This is a genomic window from Pseudomonas guariconensis, from assembly GCF_040822035.1.
Taxonomy (GTDB): Bacteria; Pseudomonadota; Gammaproteobacteria; order Pseudomonadales; family Pseudomonadaceae; genus Aquipseudomonas; species Aquipseudomonas guariconensis.
In genome coordinates, this window is sequence record NZ_CP162012.1 from 1,800,561 (window position 1) to 1,816,727 (window position 16,167).

The 16,167-nt window shown below is 60.2% G+C and carries 15 protein-coding genes; 14 read left to right on the forward strand and 1 reads right to left on the reverse strand.

The genetic code is table 11. The features are described 5' to 3' along the window. Nucleotide 1: 1 nt before the first annotated feature. The 3 genes from AB1N67_RS08130 (at nt 2) to AB1N67_RS08140 (ending at nt 1,515) form a co-directional block, all read left to right on the forward strand. Complete coding sequence (locus AB1N67_RS08130; protein ID WP_197853298.1) at nt 2–502, forward strand: hypothetical protein; 501 nt, start codon at nt 2–4, stop codon at nt 500–502. 119 nt (nt 503–621) lie between these two features. Further along, nucleotides 622–876, forward strand: coding sequence for a YkgJ family cysteine cluster protein (locus tag AB1N67_RS08135; RefSeq protein ID WP_043211431.1), 255 nt, complete (start codon nt 622–624; stop codon nt 874–876). 33 nt (nt 877–909) lie between these two features. Further along, entirely contained in the window at nt 910–1,515 is a 606-nt protein-coding gene (locus AB1N67_RS08140; RefSeq protein ID WP_043211429.1) for an START domain-containing protein, read from the forward strand. A gap of 107 nt (nt 1,516–1,622) precedes the next feature. On the opposite strand, the gene gltA is transcribed toward AB1N67_RS08140, so the two are convergent. Then, nucleotides 1,623–2,912 (reverse strand): citrate synthase, encoded by a 1,290-nt coding sequence (gene gltA / locus AB1N67_RS08145; RefSeq protein ID WP_043211428.1) that lies wholly within the window; start codon nt 2,910–2,912, stop codon nt 1,623–1,625. Nucleotides 2,913–3,263: 351 nt separating this feature from the next. On the opposite strand from gltA, the gene sdhC reads away from it, so the two are divergent. The 11 genes from sdhC (at nt 3,264) to AB1N67_RS08200 (ending at nt 16,160) form a co-directional block, all read left to right on the forward strand. After that, entirely contained in the window at nt 3,264–3,650 is a 387-nt protein-coding gene (sdhC, locus tag AB1N67_RS08150; protein ID WP_023628897.1) for a succinate dehydrogenase, cytochrome b556 subunit, read from the forward strand. Beyond that, nucleotides 3,644–4,012, forward strand: coding sequence for a succinate dehydrogenase, hydrophobic membrane anchor protein (sdhD, locus tag AB1N67_RS08155; protein ID WP_043211427.1), 369 nt, complete (start codon nt 3,644–3,646; stop codon nt 4,010–4,012). The genes sdhC and sdhD overlap by 7 nt, the downstream gene beginning before the upstream one ends. A 3-nt stretch (nt 4,013–4,015) precedes the next feature. Continuing rightward, complete coding sequence (sdhA, locus tag AB1N67_RS08160; RefSeq protein ID WP_043211425.1) at nt 4,016–5,788, forward strand: succinate dehydrogenase flavoprotein subunit; 1,773 nt, start codon at nt 4,016–4,018, stop codon at nt 5,786–5,788. 11 nt (nt 5,789–5,799) lie between these two features. Continuing rightward, nucleotides 5,800–6,504, forward strand: a complete 705-nt coding sequence (locus AB1N67_RS08165) for a succinate dehydrogenase iron-sulfur subunit (protein ID WP_043211423.1) — start codon at nt 5,800–5,802, stop codon at nt 6,502–6,504. Between the two features lie 246 nt (nt 6,505–6,750). Continuing rightward, nucleotides 6,751–9,582: a 2-oxoglutarate dehydrogenase E1 component gene (locus AB1N67_RS08170; RefSeq protein WP_043211421.1), complete on the forward strand. Its 2,832-nt coding sequence runs from the start codon at nt 6,751–6,753 to the stop codon at nt 9,580–9,582. 42 nt (nt 9,583–9,624) lie between these two features. Further along, nucleotides 9,625–10,845, forward strand: a complete 1,221-nt coding sequence (gene odhB / locus AB1N67_RS08175; protein ID WP_043211419.1) for a 2-oxoglutarate dehydrogenase complex dihydrolipoyllysine-residue succinyltransferase — start codon at nt 9,625–9,627, stop codon at nt 10,843–10,845. Between the two features lie 96 nt (nt 10,846–10,941). After that, nucleotides 10,942–12,378: a dihydrolipoyl dehydrogenase gene (gene lpdA / locus AB1N67_RS08180; RefSeq protein WP_043211417.1), complete on the forward strand. Its 1,437-nt coding sequence runs from the start codon at nt 10,942–10,944 to the stop codon at nt 12,376–12,378. 171 nt (nt 12,379–12,549) lie between these two features. Further along, the gene (sucC, locus tag AB1N67_RS08185) at nt 12,550–13,716 is read left to right on the forward strand and encodes an ADP-forming succinate--CoA ligase subunit beta (RefSeq protein ID WP_011534748.1); all 1,167 of its coding nucleotides are present in this window, start codon (nt 12,550–12,552) and stop codon (nt 13,714–13,716) included. Next, nucleotides 13,716–14,600 carry a succinate--CoA ligase subunit alpha gene (gene sucD / locus AB1N67_RS08190; protein ID WP_043211414.1) on the forward strand — a complete coding sequence of 295 codons (885 nt, stop codon included), beginning with the start codon at nt 13,716–13,718 and terminating at the stop codon, nt 14,598–14,600. Before sucC ends, sucD begins: the two co-directional genes overlap by 1 nt. A gap of 124 nt (nt 14,601–14,724) precedes the next feature. Continuing rightward, entirely contained in the window at nt 14,725–15,513 is a 789-nt protein-coding gene (locus AB1N67_RS08195; protein ID WP_090345919.1) for a hypothetical protein, read from the forward strand. Further along, the gene (locus AB1N67_RS08200) at nt 15,510–16,160 is read left to right on the forward strand and encodes a hypothetical protein (RefSeq protein WP_043211410.1); all 651 of its coding nucleotides are present in this window, start codon (nt 15,510–15,512) and stop codon (nt 16,158–16,160) included. The genes AB1N67_RS08195 and AB1N67_RS08200 overlap by 4 nt, the downstream gene beginning before the upstream one ends. Nucleotides 16,161–16,167: the final 7 nt, after the last annotated feature.

Consider the following 16,167-nt stretch of genomic DNA (forward strand, 5'->3'; position numbering starts at 1 on the left):
CATGAAAGCGCTTCGCTCTTTTGTCCTACTCCTTTGCCTGGCGCCGTTGTGCCTGTCCGCTGCTATGGCACACGCCACGCAGCCGGCGGCCAAAGCGTCTGCGACGCAAACCAAGCCGGCGGCCAAGCCAGTACGCAAGCAGGCGGCGAACAAGGCCGGCAAAGTCGCGAGCAAGACGCCGGGCAGGGGCAAGGCCAAGCCGTCCGGCAAGGTAGTGCGCAAAAAACCTTTGACCAAGGCGGTCGCCAAGCCGTTGCCCAAGCCAAAGCTAGACCTGAGTTTGCCTGCCGCGATGGTCGAAGAACTCAAGCCAGAGGTGGGTGATCCGGTGATGCGGCGCAAGCCTTTGCTGCCGTCCATGTTTCCGCAAAAGCCAGTCAGCGATGACAGTCCCTTCCAACTCAATGGGCGCCTGATCAACAACGAAATGCAGTTACAGCTGCGCAACGACAGTCGTCATGATGTGGAGGGCGCTGCTATCGATTTCGAGTTTCGTCAGTAGGTGTTCCAACTGACTGCCGGGTCACGGCAGATTTCATCCGATCCGCAATTTCAAACATATGTTTGAGCGGTTACTATCCAGGGACGTTCGTCCCGTTTTGCTCGTGGGAGTCCTGTTTCATGAAATGCCGAGAGGGCTGCGGCGCATGCTGCATTGCCCCATCCATCAGCTCGCCGATGCCGCGCATGCCCCAGGGCAAGCCAGCTGGCGAGCGGTGCCTGCACCTGACCACTGACAACCTCTGTGAGTTGTTTGGCAAGCCTGAGCGGCCGGCGGTGTGTGGTGGGTTCAAGGCGGACGTGGAGGTGTGCGGCAATGATCGCGACGAGGCGATCAGGATTCTCGGCTGGTTGGAGCAAATGACGGCGGCGTAACAGGTTGGATCTTCGACAACAAGGAACAAAACGATGAGATCGATCAAGCGTATTGCACTGCTGTGTGGCGTCGGTGTTCTGCTGTCGCCGGCTGCCTGGGCCGAGAACTGGCAGGTGGCCAAGGATGAGGACGGCATCAAGGTGTCCCTCAGTGAAGTGCCGGGTTCGAAGTACAAAGCCTATCGCGGCGTGACCTTGATCAAGGCGCCGCTGGCCAAGGTCAAGGCTTTGCAGGAGGACACCGTAGGTGCCTGCAAGTGGATTCATGAGTGCGAGTCGCAAAAGCTGCTCAAACAGGATGGCGCGCAGAGCTGGACCTATACTCGTTTCAATACGCCCTGGCCGGTGACGCCGCGTGATTCGATCCTTCACGTGACCACCACCGAGGAGGCTGACGGCAGCCTGGTCCGAAAGCTCGAGGAGGACCCCAAATACCTGCCGGAGGAAAAGGGCTATGTGCGTGTGGCACAGGTCCAAGGCTTCTGGAAGCTGGTGCCCAAGGGTGACAGCACCGAGGTTACCTACCAAGTGCACACCGAGCCTGGAGGCAGTGTGCCGTCCTGGCTGGCCAACAAGTTCGTGGTCGACGCCCCGTTCAATACCCTCAAAGGGTTGCGCGACAAGGCTGAAAAGCCCTGAGTCTGAGGGCGGGCATGCCCGCGAAGCGGTGAGCAGCGGTCTTTCGGTTGCTGCGCTATAAAAAAGGCTGCCCAAGGGCAGCCTTTTTTACGTTCGGCTCGAAGAGCTTACTTGCGGTCTTTCAAGTCAACGATGTCACGCTGCTCGTGGCCAGTGTACAGCTGGCGCGGACGGCCGATCTTGTACGGGCTGGAGAGCATTTCCTTCCAGTGCGAGATCCAGCCAACGGTGCGTGCCAGGGCGAAGATCACGGTGAACATGCTGGTCGGAATGCCGATCGCCTTCAGGATGATGCCGGAGTAGAAGTCGACGTTCGGGTACAGCGAGCGCTCGATGAAGTACGGATCGGTCAGTGCGATCTCTTCCAGGCGCATCGCCAGTTCGAGCTGCGGATCGTTCTTGATGCCCAGTTCGCTCAGCACCTCGTCGCAGGTCTTCTTCATCACGGTGGCGCGTGGGTCGCGGTTCTTGTAAACGCGGTGACCGAAGCCCATGAGCTTGAACGGATCGTTCTTGTCCTTGGCCTTGGCGATGTACTTGTCGATGTTGGAGACATCGCCAATTTCATCGAGCATGGTCAGTACGGCTTCGTTGGCGCCGCCGTGGGCCGGACCCCACAGTGCAGCGATGCCGGCGGCGATACAGGCGAACGGGTTGGCGCCCGAGGAGCCCGCCAGGCGCACTGTGGAGGTAGAGGCGTTCTGCTCGTGGTCGGCGTGGAGGATGAAGATCCGGTCCATTGCCTTGGCCAGCACCGGGCTGATCGGTTTGATCTCGCACGGCGTGTTGAACATCATGTGCAGGAAGTTTTCCGCGTACGACAGGTCGTTGCGCGGATACATCATCGGCTGGCCCATGGAGTACTTGTAGACCATCGCGGCCAGGGTCGGCATTTTTGCGACCAGGCGCACCGCAGAGATCTCGCGATGCTGCGGGTTGTTGATGTCCAGGGAGTCGTGATAGAACGCCGACAGGGCGCCGACCACGCCGCACATCACCGCCATCGGGTGAGCATCGCGGCGGAAGCCGTTGAAGAAGGATTTCAGCTGCTCGTGAACCATGGTGTGGTTCTTCACGGTGCTGACGAACTGGGCCTTCTGCTCGGCGTTCGGCAGTTCGCCGTTGAGCAGCAGGTAGCAGGTTTCCAGGTAGTCCGATTTTTCGGCGAGCTGTTCGATCGGGTAGCCGCGGTGCAGCAGGACACCCTTGTCGCCATCGATGTAGGTGATCTTCGACTCGCAGGACGCAGTCGCCATGAAACCGGGGTCGAAGGTGAAGTGACCAGTAGCCCCCAACCCGCGGACGTCGATAACATCGGGACCAACGGTGCCGGTTAAAATGGGCAGCTCGACGGGGGCAGCGCCCTCGATGACCAACTGCGCTTTTTTGTCAGCCATGTGGCCTCCTATTAATGCTTGAAATCATCAGACAGACCCCCCACGCAGGGCCCGCACCACTATAGAGGGATAAATTCGAATGTCAATTTGCCTAAAGGCTGGTTGAAACACCCTCTGAGCCCTGATTTTTCACGAAATTCTCGCCCATTTACGCCTTTTGTTCGCTAAAGGCAATGCGCTATTTGGGCTAGCCCCTCACGTTGTCATAAGCAGCCTAACTGTCTATACTCCGCAACCGACCGCCAGGGGCTTGCAAGCCCGTTCCGCTGGGGGTCGTCGCTCCCTGGGTGGTGGGTACCTGACCAGTACACTTACCAACAACTTTGCCCTGTTAGCTAGGGGCTCTTCAGTGTGAAAAAAGCCGTGAAAAGCCAACGACCTGTAAACCTAGACCTAAGGACCATCAAACTCCCGATCACCGCGTACACGTCCATTCTTCACCGTATCTCCGGCGTCATCCTGTTCCTTGGCCTGGCCATCATGCTTTACGCATTGGGCAAGTCGCTGGGTTCCGAGGAGGGCTTTGCCGAGGTGAAGGCGTGTCTGACCAGTCCGCTGGCCAAGCTGGTGACTTGGGGCCTGCTGTCCGGCCTGCTGTACCACCTCGTTGCAGGTGTACGCCACCTGATCATGGACATGGGTGTCGGTGAGACGCTCGAGGGCGGCAAGCTGGGCTCGAAAATCGTGATCGTCATCTCCGTGGTGCTGATCGTTCTGGCGGGAGTTTGGGTATGGTAACTAATGTCACGAACCTGTCGCGTTCGGGCCTCTATGACTGGATGGCGCAGCGCGTATCTGCGGTCGTTCTCGCGGCTTACTTCATTTTCCTGATCGGCTACGTCGCCGTTCACCCGGGTCTCGACTATGCCCAGTGGCACGGTCTGTTCTCCAACAACGCGATGCGTATCTTCAGTCTGCTGGCACTCGTTGCCCTGGGCGCTCACGCCTGGGTCGGCATGTGGACCATTGCCACCGACTACCTGACGCCGATGTCCTTCGGCAAGTCGGCGACTGCGATTCGTTTCCTGTTCCAGGCTGTGTGCGGCGTTGCGATGTTCGCGTACTTCGTCTGGGGTGTGCAGATTCTCTGGGGTATCTGATCCATGGCTAGCATTCCAACCATTTCTTTCGACGCCATCATCATCGGTGGCGGCGGTGCCGGCATGCGCGCTGCGCTGCAGCTGGCCCAGGGCGGTCACAAGACTGCCGTAGTCACCAAGGTCTTCCCGACCCGTTCGCACACTGTATCCGCCCAAGGCGGCATCACCTGCGCCATCGCTTCGGCCGACCCGAACGACGACTGGCGCTGGCACATGTACGACACCGTCAAAGGTTCCGACTACATCGGTGACCAGGACGCTATCGAGTACATGTGTCAGGAAGGCCCTGCTGCGGTCTTCGAACTGGACCACATGGGTCTGCCGTTCTCGCGTACCGAAACTGGGCGTATCTACCAGCGTCCGTTCGGTGGCCAGTCCAAGGACTTCGGCAAGGGTGGCCAGGCCGCCCGTACCTGCGCCGCTTCCGACCGTACCGGTCACGCGCTGCTGCACACCCTGTATCAGGGCAACCTGAAAGCAGGCACCACCTTCCTCAACGAGTACTATGCCGTTGATCTGGTGAAGAACCAGGACGGCGCTTTTGTCGGCGTGATCGCGATCTGCATCGAAACCGGCGAAACCCTGTACATCAAGTCCAAGGCTACCGTACTGGCCACTGGCGGTGCGGGCCGTATCTACGCCTCGACCACCAACGCCCTGATCAACACCGGTGACGGTGTCGGCATGGCCCTGCGTGCCGGCGTGCCGGTGCAGGACATCGAAATGTGGCAGTTCCACCCGACCGGCATCGCCGGTGCCGGTGTACTGGTCACCGAGGGTTGCCGCGGCGAGGGTGGCTACCTGATCAACGCCCACGGCGAGCGCTTCATGGAGCGTTACGCGCCGAACGCCAAAGACCTGGCTGGTCGCGACGTCGTCGCCCGTTCCATGGTCAAGGAAATCATCGCCGGCAACGGCGTGGGCCCGAACAAGGACCACGTGCTGCTGAAGCTCGACCACCTGGGCGAGGAGGTGCTGCACAGCCGCCTGCCAGGTATCTGCGAACTGTCCAAGACCTTCGCTCACGTTGACCCTGTGGTCGCGCCGGTTCCGGTCATCCCGACCTGCCACTACATGATGGGTGGTATCGCCACCAACATTCATGGCCAGGCCATCACCATGGACGCCGAAGGCAAGGATCAGATCATCCCAGGCCTGTTCGCTGTAGGTGAAGTGGCTTGCGTATCGGTTCACGGTGCCAACCGTCTGGGCGGCAACTCGCTGCTGGACCTGGTGGTCTTCGGCCGTGCAGCTGGTCTGCACCTGGAGAAGGCGCTGACCGAAGGCGTCGAATACCGCGACGCCAGCGACACCGACGTCGACGTAGCCCTGAACCGCCTGAACAAGCTCAACGAGCGCACCACTGGCGAAGACGTTGCCAGCCTCAAGCGCGAGCTGCAGAGCTGCATGCAGAACTACTTCGGTGTATTCCGTACTGGCGAATACATGCAGAAGGGTATCGCTCAGCTGGCTGGTCTGCGCGAGCGTATTGCCAACGTCAAGATCAACGACAAGTCCCAGGCCTTCAACACCGCGCGTATCGAAGCGCTGGAGCTGCAGAACCTGCTGGAAGTCGCCGAAGCTACCGCCATCGCGGCCGAAGCCCGTAAAGAGTCTCGCGGTGCTCACGCCCGTGAAGACTACGAAGACCGTGACGACGAGAACTGGCTGTGCCACACCCTGTACTACCCGGGTGAGAAGCGCGTTGCCAAGCGTGGCGTCAACTTTGCGCCGAAGACAGTTCCTGCCTTCGAACCGAAAGTCCGGACTTACTAAGGGTGGCCGCTATGTTGCAAGTCGAAGTTTATCGTTACAACCCGGATACCGATTCGGCGCCGAAGATGCAGACCTTCCAGGTCGATACCGGTGGCAAGGATCTGATGGTCCTGGACGTGCTGGCACTGATCAAGGAGCAGGACGAGGGCTTCTCGTACCGTCGCTCCTGCCGTGAAGGCGTTTGCGGTTCCGATGGCATGAACATCAATGGCAAGAACGGCCTGGCCTGCATCACTCCGCTGTCGTCGGTGGTCAAGGGCAACAAGCTCGTTCTGCGCCCGCTGCCGGGTCTGCCGGTCATTCGTGACCTGGTCGTCGACATGAGCATCTTCTACAAGCAGTACGAGAAGGTGAAGCCGTTCCTGCAGAACGACACGCCGGCCCCGGCCATCGAGCGTCTGCAGTCGCCGGAAGACCGCGACAAGCTGGACGGTCTGTACGAGTGCATCCTGTGCGCTTGCTGCTCGACCTCCTGCCCGTCGTTCTGGTGGAACCCGGACAAGTTCCTGGGCCCCGCCGCGCTGCTGCAGGCCTACCGCTTCCTGGCCGACAGCCGTGATACCAAGACTCAGGAGCGCCTGGCGTCCCTGGATGACCCGTTCAGCGTATTCCGCTGCCGCGGGATCATGAACTGCGTAAACGTTTGCCCGAAAGGTCTGAACCCGACCAAGGCAATCGGTCACGTACGTAACATGCTGCTGCAAAGCGGCACCTGATTCAAAAATGTTGCACCTGCAGTAAGCCGAGGTGCGGGCGCTGAGCCCGCACCAAGGTAAAACCCGAGCAAGGGCCCACAAAGCCCGCGCTCATTACCTATGAAGATATGAGACCAGCAGGGGCTTCCGGGCTGGTACCCGGAAAATCAGCAGGATCCAGGTGGCGTGGTTCAGTCGCTGTGTTCGGACTTTTCCAGGTTTGCTGTGGCTTTTGCCGATCAGTCCCCTAACCGAGGGTGACCAAGCATGCAAGAAAGCGTGATGCAGCGCATGTGGGAAAGCGCCCACCTTTCAGGTGGTAACGCTGCATATGTGGAAGAGCTTTATGAGCTCTACCTGCACGACCCTAACGCTGTGCCAGAAGAGTGGCGCACCTACTTCCAGAAGTTGCCCGCCGACGGCAGCACCGCTACCGATGTATCGCACTCTACAATCCGCGACCATTTCGTACTGCTGGCAAAGAACCAGCGCCGCGCCCAACCGGTATCCGCCGGGAGCGTGAGCAGTGAACACGAGAAGAAGCAGGTTGAAGTTCTGCGACTGATCCAGGCCTATCGTATGCGCGGCCATCAGGCTGCCAAGCTCGACCCGTTGGGGTTGTGGCAGCGTCCTGCGCCCGTAGACCTGTCGATCAATCACTACGGCTTGACCAATGCCGACCTTGATACGACCTTCCGTACCGGTGACCTGTTCATCGGCAAAGAGGAAGCGAGCCTACGCGAAATTTTCGATGCGCTGCAGAAGACATATTGTCGCACCATCGGCGCCGAGTTCACCCACATCGTCGATTCCGAGCAGCGCAGCTGGTTCCAGCAGCGTCTGGAAAGCGTTCGTGGCCGTCCTGAATTCTCCGCTGACGTGCAGACTCACCTGCTCGAGCGCGTCACCGCGGGCGAAGGCCTGGAAAAGTACCTGGGCACCAAGTACCCGGGGACCAAGCGTTTCGGCCTCGAGGGCGGCGAAAGCCTGATCCCGATGCTGGACGAAATGATCCAGCGCTCCGGCTCCTACGGCACCAAGGAGGTCGTGATCGGCATGGCCCACCGCGGCCGCCTGAACGTGCTGGTCAACACCTTCGGCAAGAACCCGCGCGAGCTGTTCGACGAGTTCGAAGGCAAGAAGATGAACGAGCTGGGCTCCGGTGACGTGAAGTATCACCAGGGCTTCTCCTCCAACGTGATGACCCCCGGTGGCGAAGTCCACCTGGCCATGGCGTTCAACCCCTCCCACCTGGAAATCGTCTCGCCGGTGGTGGAAGGTTCGGTGCGCGCCCGCCAGGACCGTCGCAACGACACCGTGGGTGACAAGGTTCTGCCGATCTCGATCCACGGTGACGCTGCGTTCGCCGGTCAGGGCGTGGTCATGGAAACCTTCCAGATGTCGCAGACTCGCGGTTTCAAGACCGGCGGGACCGTGCACATCGTGATCAACAACCAGGTTGGCTTCACCATCTCCAACCCGCTGGACTCGCGCTCCACCGAGTACGCCACCGACGTCGCCAAGATGATCCAGGCGCCGATCCTGCACGTGAACGGCGATGATCCGGAAGCGGTGCTGTTCGTCACTCAGCTGGCTATCGACTATCGCATGCAGTTCAAGCGTGACGTGGTCATCGACCTGGTCTGCTACCGTCGTCGCGGCCACAACGAGGCCGACGAGCCGAATGGTACCCAGCCTCTGATGTACCAGCAGATCAGCAAGCAGCGCACCACCCGTGAGCTGTATGCCGACGCGTTGATCCAGGCTGGTCGCATCGATGCCGAGCGCGCCCAGGCCAAGATCGACGAGTACCGCAACGCCCTGGACAACGGTCTGCACGTGGTCAAGAGCCTAGTCAAGGAGCCGAACCGCGAGCTGTTCGTCGACTGGCGTCCGTACCTGGGCCATGCCTGGACTGCGCGTCACGACACCCGCTTCGACCTCAAGACCCTGCAGGACCTGTCGGCCAAGCTGCTCGAGCTGCCGGAAGGCTTCGTCGTCCAACGTCAGGTCGCGAAGATCTACGAAGACCGCCAGAAGATGCAGGCCGGTGGCTTGCCGATCAACTGGGGTTACGCAGAGACCATGGCTTACGCCACCCTGCAGTTCGAAGGTCACCCGATCCGCATGACCGGCCAGGACATCGGTCGTGGCACCTTCTCGCACCGCCATGCGGTGTTGCACAACCAGAAGGACGCCAGCACCTACGTACCGCTGCAGAATCTGTTCCCGGGCCAGCCGAAGTTCGAGCTGTACGACTCCTTCCTGTCGGAAGAGGCGGTACTGGCCTTCGAATATGGCTACTCCACCACCACGCCGAACGCGCTGGTGATTTGGGAAGCCCAGTTCGGTGACTTCGCCAACGGTGCCCAGGTCGTGATCGACCAGTTCATCACCAGTGGCGAGCACAAGTGGGGTCGTCTGTGCGGCCTGACCATGCTGCTGCCGCATGGCTATGAAGGCCAGGGTCCCGAGCACTCCTCGGCGCGTCTGGAGCGTTACCTGCAGCTGTGCGCCGAGCACAACATCCAGGTCTGCGTACCGACCACTCCGGCTCAGATCTACCACCTGCTGCGCCGCCAGGTCATCCGTCCGCTGCGCAAGCCGCTGATCGTCCTGACGCCTAAGTCGCTGCTGCGCCACAAGCTGGCCGTCTCGACCCTGGAAGATCTGGCCGAAGGTTCGTTCCAGACCGTGATCCCGGAAATCGACACTCTCGATCCGGCCAAGGTCGAGCGCCTCGTGCTGTGCAGCGGCAAGGTCTACTACGATCTGCTGGAAAAGCGCCGTGCCGAAGGCCGCGAAGACATCGCCATCGTGCGTATCGAGCAGCTGTATCCGTTCCCTGAGGACGACCTGGTGGAAATCCTGGCGCCTTACACCAACCTCAAGCACGCGGTCTGGTGTCAGGAAGAGCCGATGAACCAGGGCGCCTGGTACAGCAGCCAGCATCACATGCGCCGTATCCTGACCCGCCACAACAAGGCGCTGGTCCTGGAATACGCCGGTCGCGACGCTTCCGCCGCGCCAGCCTGTGGCTACGCTTCGATGCACGCCGAGCAGCAGGAAAAACTGCTGCAGGATGCTTTCACTGTCTAACGCCTTCGCGCACCTGAAACCGAATTTAAGGAAACACTGATAATGGCTATCGAGATCAAAGCCCCAACCTTCCCGGAATCGGTCGCCGACGGCACCGTTGCCACCTGGCACAAGAAGCCGGGCGATGCCGTCAAGCGTGACGAGCTGATCGTCGACATCGAGACCGACAAGGTCGTCCTGGAAGTTCTGGCCACCGCCGACGGCGTGCTGGGCGACATCGTCAAGGGCGAGGGCGATACCGTCCTGTCCGACGAAGTCCTGGGTTCGATCGTTGAAGGTGGCGCTGCCGCCGCCGCGCCTGCCGCCGCCCCGGCCGCTGCTGCTCCGGCTGCCGCTGCCGCCGACGCTGGCGAAGAAGACCCGATCGCCGCTCCAGCCGCTCGCAAGCTGGCTGAAGAGAACGGCATCGATCTGGCTTCGGTTGCCGGCACCGGTAAAGGTGGCCGCGTCACCAAGGAAGACGTGGTTGCCGCCATCGCCAACAAGAAGGCCGCGCCTGCCGCCGCTCCGGCTGCCAAGCCTGCCGCTGCTGCTGCGCCAGTGGTCACCGCCGCAGGCGATCGCACCGAGAAGCGTGTGCCGATGACCCGTCTGCGCGCCAAGATCGCCGAGCGTCTGGTCGAAGCCCAGTCGAGCATGGCCATGTTGACCACCTTCAACGAAGTGGACATGACCGAAGTCATGGCCCTGCGCTCGAAGTACAAGGACCTGTTCGAGAAGTCCCACAACGGCGTACGCCTGGGCTTCATGTCGTTCTTCGTCAAGGCTGCCACCGAAGCACTGAAGCGCTTCCCGGCCGTCAACGCCTCGATCGATGGCAACGACATCGTCTACCACGGTTATGCTGACGTCGGCGTTGCCGTCTCCAGCGACCGCGGCCTGGTGGTTCCTGTCCTGCGCAACGCCGAATCGATGTCGTTGGCCGAGATCGAGAACGGCATCGCCACCTTCGGCAAGAAGGCCCGCGAAGGCAAACTGGCCATCGAAGAGATGACTGGCGGTACCTTCACCATCACCAACGGTGGTACCTTCGGCTCGATGATGTCGACCCCGATCGTCAACCCGCCGCAGGCTGCCATCCTGGGCATGCACAACATCATCCAGCGTCCGATGGCGATCAACGGCCAAGTGGTCATTCGCCCGATGATGTACCTGGCGCTGTCCTACGATCACCGCCTGATCGATGGCAAGGAAGCGGTAACCTTCCTGGTGACCATCAAGAATCTGCTGGAAGATCCGGCTCGTCTGCTGCTGGACATCTAATCGCGCAGCTGCAAGCTGCAAGCGGCAAGCTTCACGTCGAAGCTTGCCAGTCTTGCGGCTTGCAACTTGCCGCTTGAAGCTAAAAAGGAATCTTTTATGACCCAGAAATTCGACGTAGTGGTGATTGGTGCAGGTCCTGGCGGCTACGTGGCCGCGATCAAGGCTGCTCAGCTCGGCCTCAAGACCGCCTGCATCGAGAAATACACCGACGCCGAGGGCAAACTGGCCCTGGGCGGTACCTGCCTGAACGTGGGTTGCATTCCTTCCAAGGCCCTGCTGGACAGCTCCTGGAAGTACAAGGAGGCCAAAGAGAGCTTCAACGTCCACGGTATCTCCACTGGCGAAGTGAAGATGGACGTTGCTGCGATGGTTGGCCGCAAGGCTGGCATCGTCAAGAACCTGACCGGTGGTGTCGCCACCCTGTTCAAGGCCAACGGTGTTACCTCTATCCAAGGTCACGGCAAACTGCTGGCTGGCAAGAAAGTCGAAGTCACCAAGGCTGACGGCACCACCGAAGTCATCGAAGCCGAGAACGTGATTCTGGCCTCCGGCTCGCGTCCGATCGACATTCCGCCTGCTCCGGTCGACCAGAAAGTCATCGTCGATTCCACCGGCGCCCTGGAATTCCAATCGGTACCGAAGCGTCTGGGCGTCATCGGCGCAGGCGTGATCGGTCTGGAGCTGGGTTCGGTATGGTCCCGCCTGGGTGCCCAGGTGACCGTCCTGGAAGCCTTGGACACCTTCCTGATGGCCGCTGACACCGCGGTTTCCAAGGAAGCCCAGAAGACCCTGACCAAGCAAGGCCTGGACATCAAGCTGGGCGCTCGCGTGACCGGCTCGAAGGTCAATGGCGAAGAAGTCGAAGTCACCTACACCGACGCCAACGGCGAGCAGAAGATCGTCTTCGACAAACTGATCGTGGCCGTGGGCCGTCGTCCGGTGACCACCGACCTGCTGGCTGCCGACAGCGGTGTGACCATCGACGAGCGTGGCTACATCTACGTCGACGACTACTGCGCGACCAGCGTACCGGGCGTGTACGCCATCGGTGACGTGGTCCGTGGTCTGATGCTGGCGCACAAGGCCTCGGAAGAGGGCATCATGGTCGTCGAGCGCATCAAGGGCCACAAAGCCCAGATGAACTATGACCTGATTCCGTCGGTCATCTATACCCACCCGGAAATCGCGTGGGTCGGCAAGACCGAACAGGCCTTGAAGGCCGAGGGCGTTGAGGTTAACGTGGGCACCTTCCCGTTCGCGGCCAGCGGCCGTGCGATGGCAGCCAACGATACCGGCGGTTTCGTCAAGGTCATCGCCGATGCCAAGACCGACCGTGTCCTGGGTGTTCACGTGATCGGCCCATCGGCTGCCGAGCTGGTTCAGCAAGGCGCGATCGCAATGGAATTCGGCACCAGTGCCGAGGATCTGGGCATGATGGTCTTCAGCCATCCGACCCTGTCCGAAGCGCTGCATGAAGCAGCGCTGGCTGTGAATGGCGGCGCCATTCACGTCGCCAACCGTAAGAAGCGTTAATTATAAGAAACCACGGCGGGCTGCCCGTCGTGGGTCTTGCGTGCAAGACTCACCGCGGAACGTCCGCCGGACCGGATCACACGGGAAACCCGGGGTCAACGGTCACAGGTGGTGCGGCGCCAGTGATGGCGCAGCGCCGAAGCGCAGTACCTAACGAAGACGGTAAAAAGCATGAATCTTCACGAGTATCAGGGTAAACAGCTGTTCGCTGAATACGGCCTGCCAGTTTCCAAGGGTTTCGCAGTCGATACCCCTGAGCAAGCTGCAGAAGCCTGCGACAAGATCGGCGGTTCCGAGTGGGTCGTAAAGGCCCAGGTCCACGCTGGTGGTCGCGGTAAGGCGGGCGGCGTCAAGCTGGTTCGCAGCAAGGAAGACGCCAAGGCGTTCGCTGCACAGTGGCTCGGCAAGAACCTGGTCACCTACCAGACCGATGCCAACGGTCAACCAGTTTCCAAGATCCTGGTCGAATCCTGCACTGACATCGCCAAAGAGCTGTACCTGGGCGCTGTAGTCGATCGTTCGAGCCGCCGTATCGTGTTCATGGCTTCCACCGAAGGTGGCGTGGACATCGAGAAAGTCGCTCACGAAACTCCCGAGAAGATCCTCAAGGCTACCATCGATCCGCTGGTCGGCGCTCAGCCGTTCCAAGGTCGTGAACTGGCGTTCCAGCTGGGTCTGGAAGGCAAGCAAGTTCAACAGTTCGCCAAGATCTTCGTTGGCCTGGCCAAGCTGTTCAAGGATCACGATCTGGCCCTGCTGGAAGTGAACCCGCTGGTCATCAAGGCCGACGGCGACCTGCACTGCCTCGATGCCAAGATCAACATCGATGCCAACGCCATGTACCGTCAGCCAAAGCTGAAGACCTTCCACGACCCGTCCCAGGACGACGCCCGTGAAGCCCACGCTGCCAAGTTCGAACTGAACTACGTTGCCCTGGAAGGCAACATCGGCTGCATGGTCAACGGTGCCGGTCTGGCCATGGGTACCATGGACATCGTCAACCTGCACGGCGGCAAGCCGGCCAACTTCCTCGACGTTGGCGGTGGTGCTACCAAAGAGCGCGTTACCGAAGCGTTCAAGATCATTCTGTCCGACAGCAATGTCGCGGCCGTTCTGGTCAACATCTTCGGCGGCATCGTTCGTTGCGACATGATTGCCGAAGGCATCATCGGTGCAGTGAAAGAAGTCGGCGTTAAAGTTCCGGTCGTCGTTCGCCTCGAAGGCAACAACGCCGAACTGGGCGCTAAAGTACTGGCAGAAAGCGGTTTGAACATCATTGCGGCAACCAGCCTGACCGACGCTGCTCAACAAGTTGTCAAAGCTGCGGAGGGCAAGTAATGAGCGTCCTGATCAATAAAGACACCAAAGTCATCTGCCAGGGCTTCACCGGCTCGCAGGGTACTTTCCACTCCGAACAAGCCATCGCCTACGGCACCAAGATGGTTGGCGGCGTAACCCCAGGCAAGGGTGGCACCACACACCTGGGCCTGCCGGTGTTCAACACCGTGAAGGAAGCGGTTGAGGCCACCGGCGCCGAAGCTTCGGTCATCTATGTTCCGGCTCCGTTCTGCAAAGACTCGATCCTGGAAGCTGCCTTTGGTGGCATCAAGCTGATCGTCTGCATCACCGAGGGTATTCCTACCCTCGACATGCTGGACGCCAAGGTCAAGTGCGACGAGCTGGGTGTACGCCTGATCGGCCCTAACTGCCCAGGTGTCATCACCCCGGGCGAGTGCAAGATCGGCATCATGCCAGGCCACATCCACCTGCCAGGCAAGGTCGGTATCGTTTCCCGTTCCGGCACCCTGACCTACGAAGCGGTCAAGCAGACCACCGATGCAGGTTTCGGTCAGTCGACCTGCGTTGGTATCGGTGGTGACCCGATCCCAGGCTCCAACTTCATCGATATCCTGAAGCTGTTCCAGGAAGATCCGCAGACCGAAGCGATCGTTATGATCGGTGAAATCGGCGGTTCTGCTGAAGAAGAAGCCGCGGCCTACATCAAGGCCAATGTGACCAAGCCTGTCGTTTCCTACATCGCCGGCGTTACCGCGCCTGCGGGCAAGCGCATGGGCCACGCTGGCGCCATCATCTCCGGTGGCAAGGGTACTGCGGACGAGAAGTTCGCCGCCCTCCAGGACGCTGGTGTCAAAACCGTGCGTTCCCTGGCTGACATCGGCAAGGCGCTGGCCGAGCTGACCGGTTGGGAAATGAAGAAGTAATACGCTTTACCCCCCACGCGCACAAAGGCCACCCTCGGGTGGCCTTTGTCGTTTCAGGGGATTACTTCCATCTTAATGACGTTACCCATGTCAGAGATCATCCCGCTCGAGATCAGAAGAGCGGATGAAAGAAAACTTCATGGAAGCATTGCTGAGTAGGAAACCCGAACCGGCCGTCCTGTTGGAACAGGTGAGGTGTACCGACATGCGTGCATTCGTCAACGCCGCATGGCAGGGTTTTGACCAACGCATGAAAGACCAGGGCGAGCCTGGGAGCAAGGCCATGTTGTGTGGCACGGTCGCTCATTTCAGTGAGCGTCTACGACTCAATGCCCCACATGAACCTGTTGCACTGGATGTCACGCGGGTGCGCTCGACAGCGGATCATCTGTATTCCACTTCGGGTTACAGCATCTGGTTTGCACCCCAGGGCTTCGAATACGCCCTATGGCTGTTCAACCGCGAATCCGACCGCCTGTGCAACGGTGTGAAGGTGGAGGTGACACCCCAAGCGCCCGTGCTTGTAGACGGTGCTTGTAAGGTGGTGGCGCTATGCCCAGATGAACGGTCAGAGCGTCTGGTCTTCAGCTTGAACCTGCCAAACCCCGGCAGTGACATCGAGGTGTTCGACCGCACCACGCTGGCACGTATCGCCTGGTTTCCCGCCGATCCGCAGGTTTCGCGCTTTCTTGTGTGGCTCGATGCACTCCAGCGCATCGAGGATCCGTATCTGGAAGCTGTGGCAGGTGAGCTGATCTATCACCACCATTCGGCTGTCCGTTGGCGGGCTTTCGAGGTGTTGATGAGATTGGCTCCAGGGCATCTTGAGCATTATCTGAAGGTCCTTCGCTCACTATCCGACCCTGCACTCGACGACATGCTGTCGAACTACCTTGGGCAGGGGGCGGCATGAAACTGGATACATTCATCGAGCGACTCGAGCAGCGGGATCTTGAGCGAGAGCAGGACGCGATCAGCGCCGACCTTCTGGCGCTTGCGCAGAATCGCAGCCTGCTTGGGGAGTGCATGTATGAGCACATCCAGCAACACGCCTTCAGCCGCGGGGAGCAGGTGTACAGCCCGTACGGTTTTGCGTTGCATGCCTCGCAGTACGTCTCCCTGCGAATGACCTGCTGGTTGCCGGCCCAAGCGCAGGCTGAGCGGCAAACCTTCATCTATGGCGTGCCACATACCCACGATTTCGAACTGTATGCCGTGGGTTATCAAGGCTGCGGCTACCGAACCATGAAGTACCCGATACTCAATGCAGCGCAGGTCGACGCGCGGACCAGGCCTGTACTGGGTGAGCCTGAAGAAGTTCGCTTGAGCCCAGGCAAGCTCCTACATATGCGTGCCTTTGAAGACCTGCATTATCAGATTCCTCCCGAGGAGTTTTCCCTGTCGTTGGCATTGATGGTCGCTGTTCCTGCCGCGAGCCGAAATGGGCGGCAGGAGTGGTGTTTCGATGAGGAACTGCGGCCGATCTATTCGGGGCTTGGTTCGCAGGAGCAGCATATACACCAGCGCATCCAGGCGCTGTGGCAAGCACATCAATCCTGATGTAAAC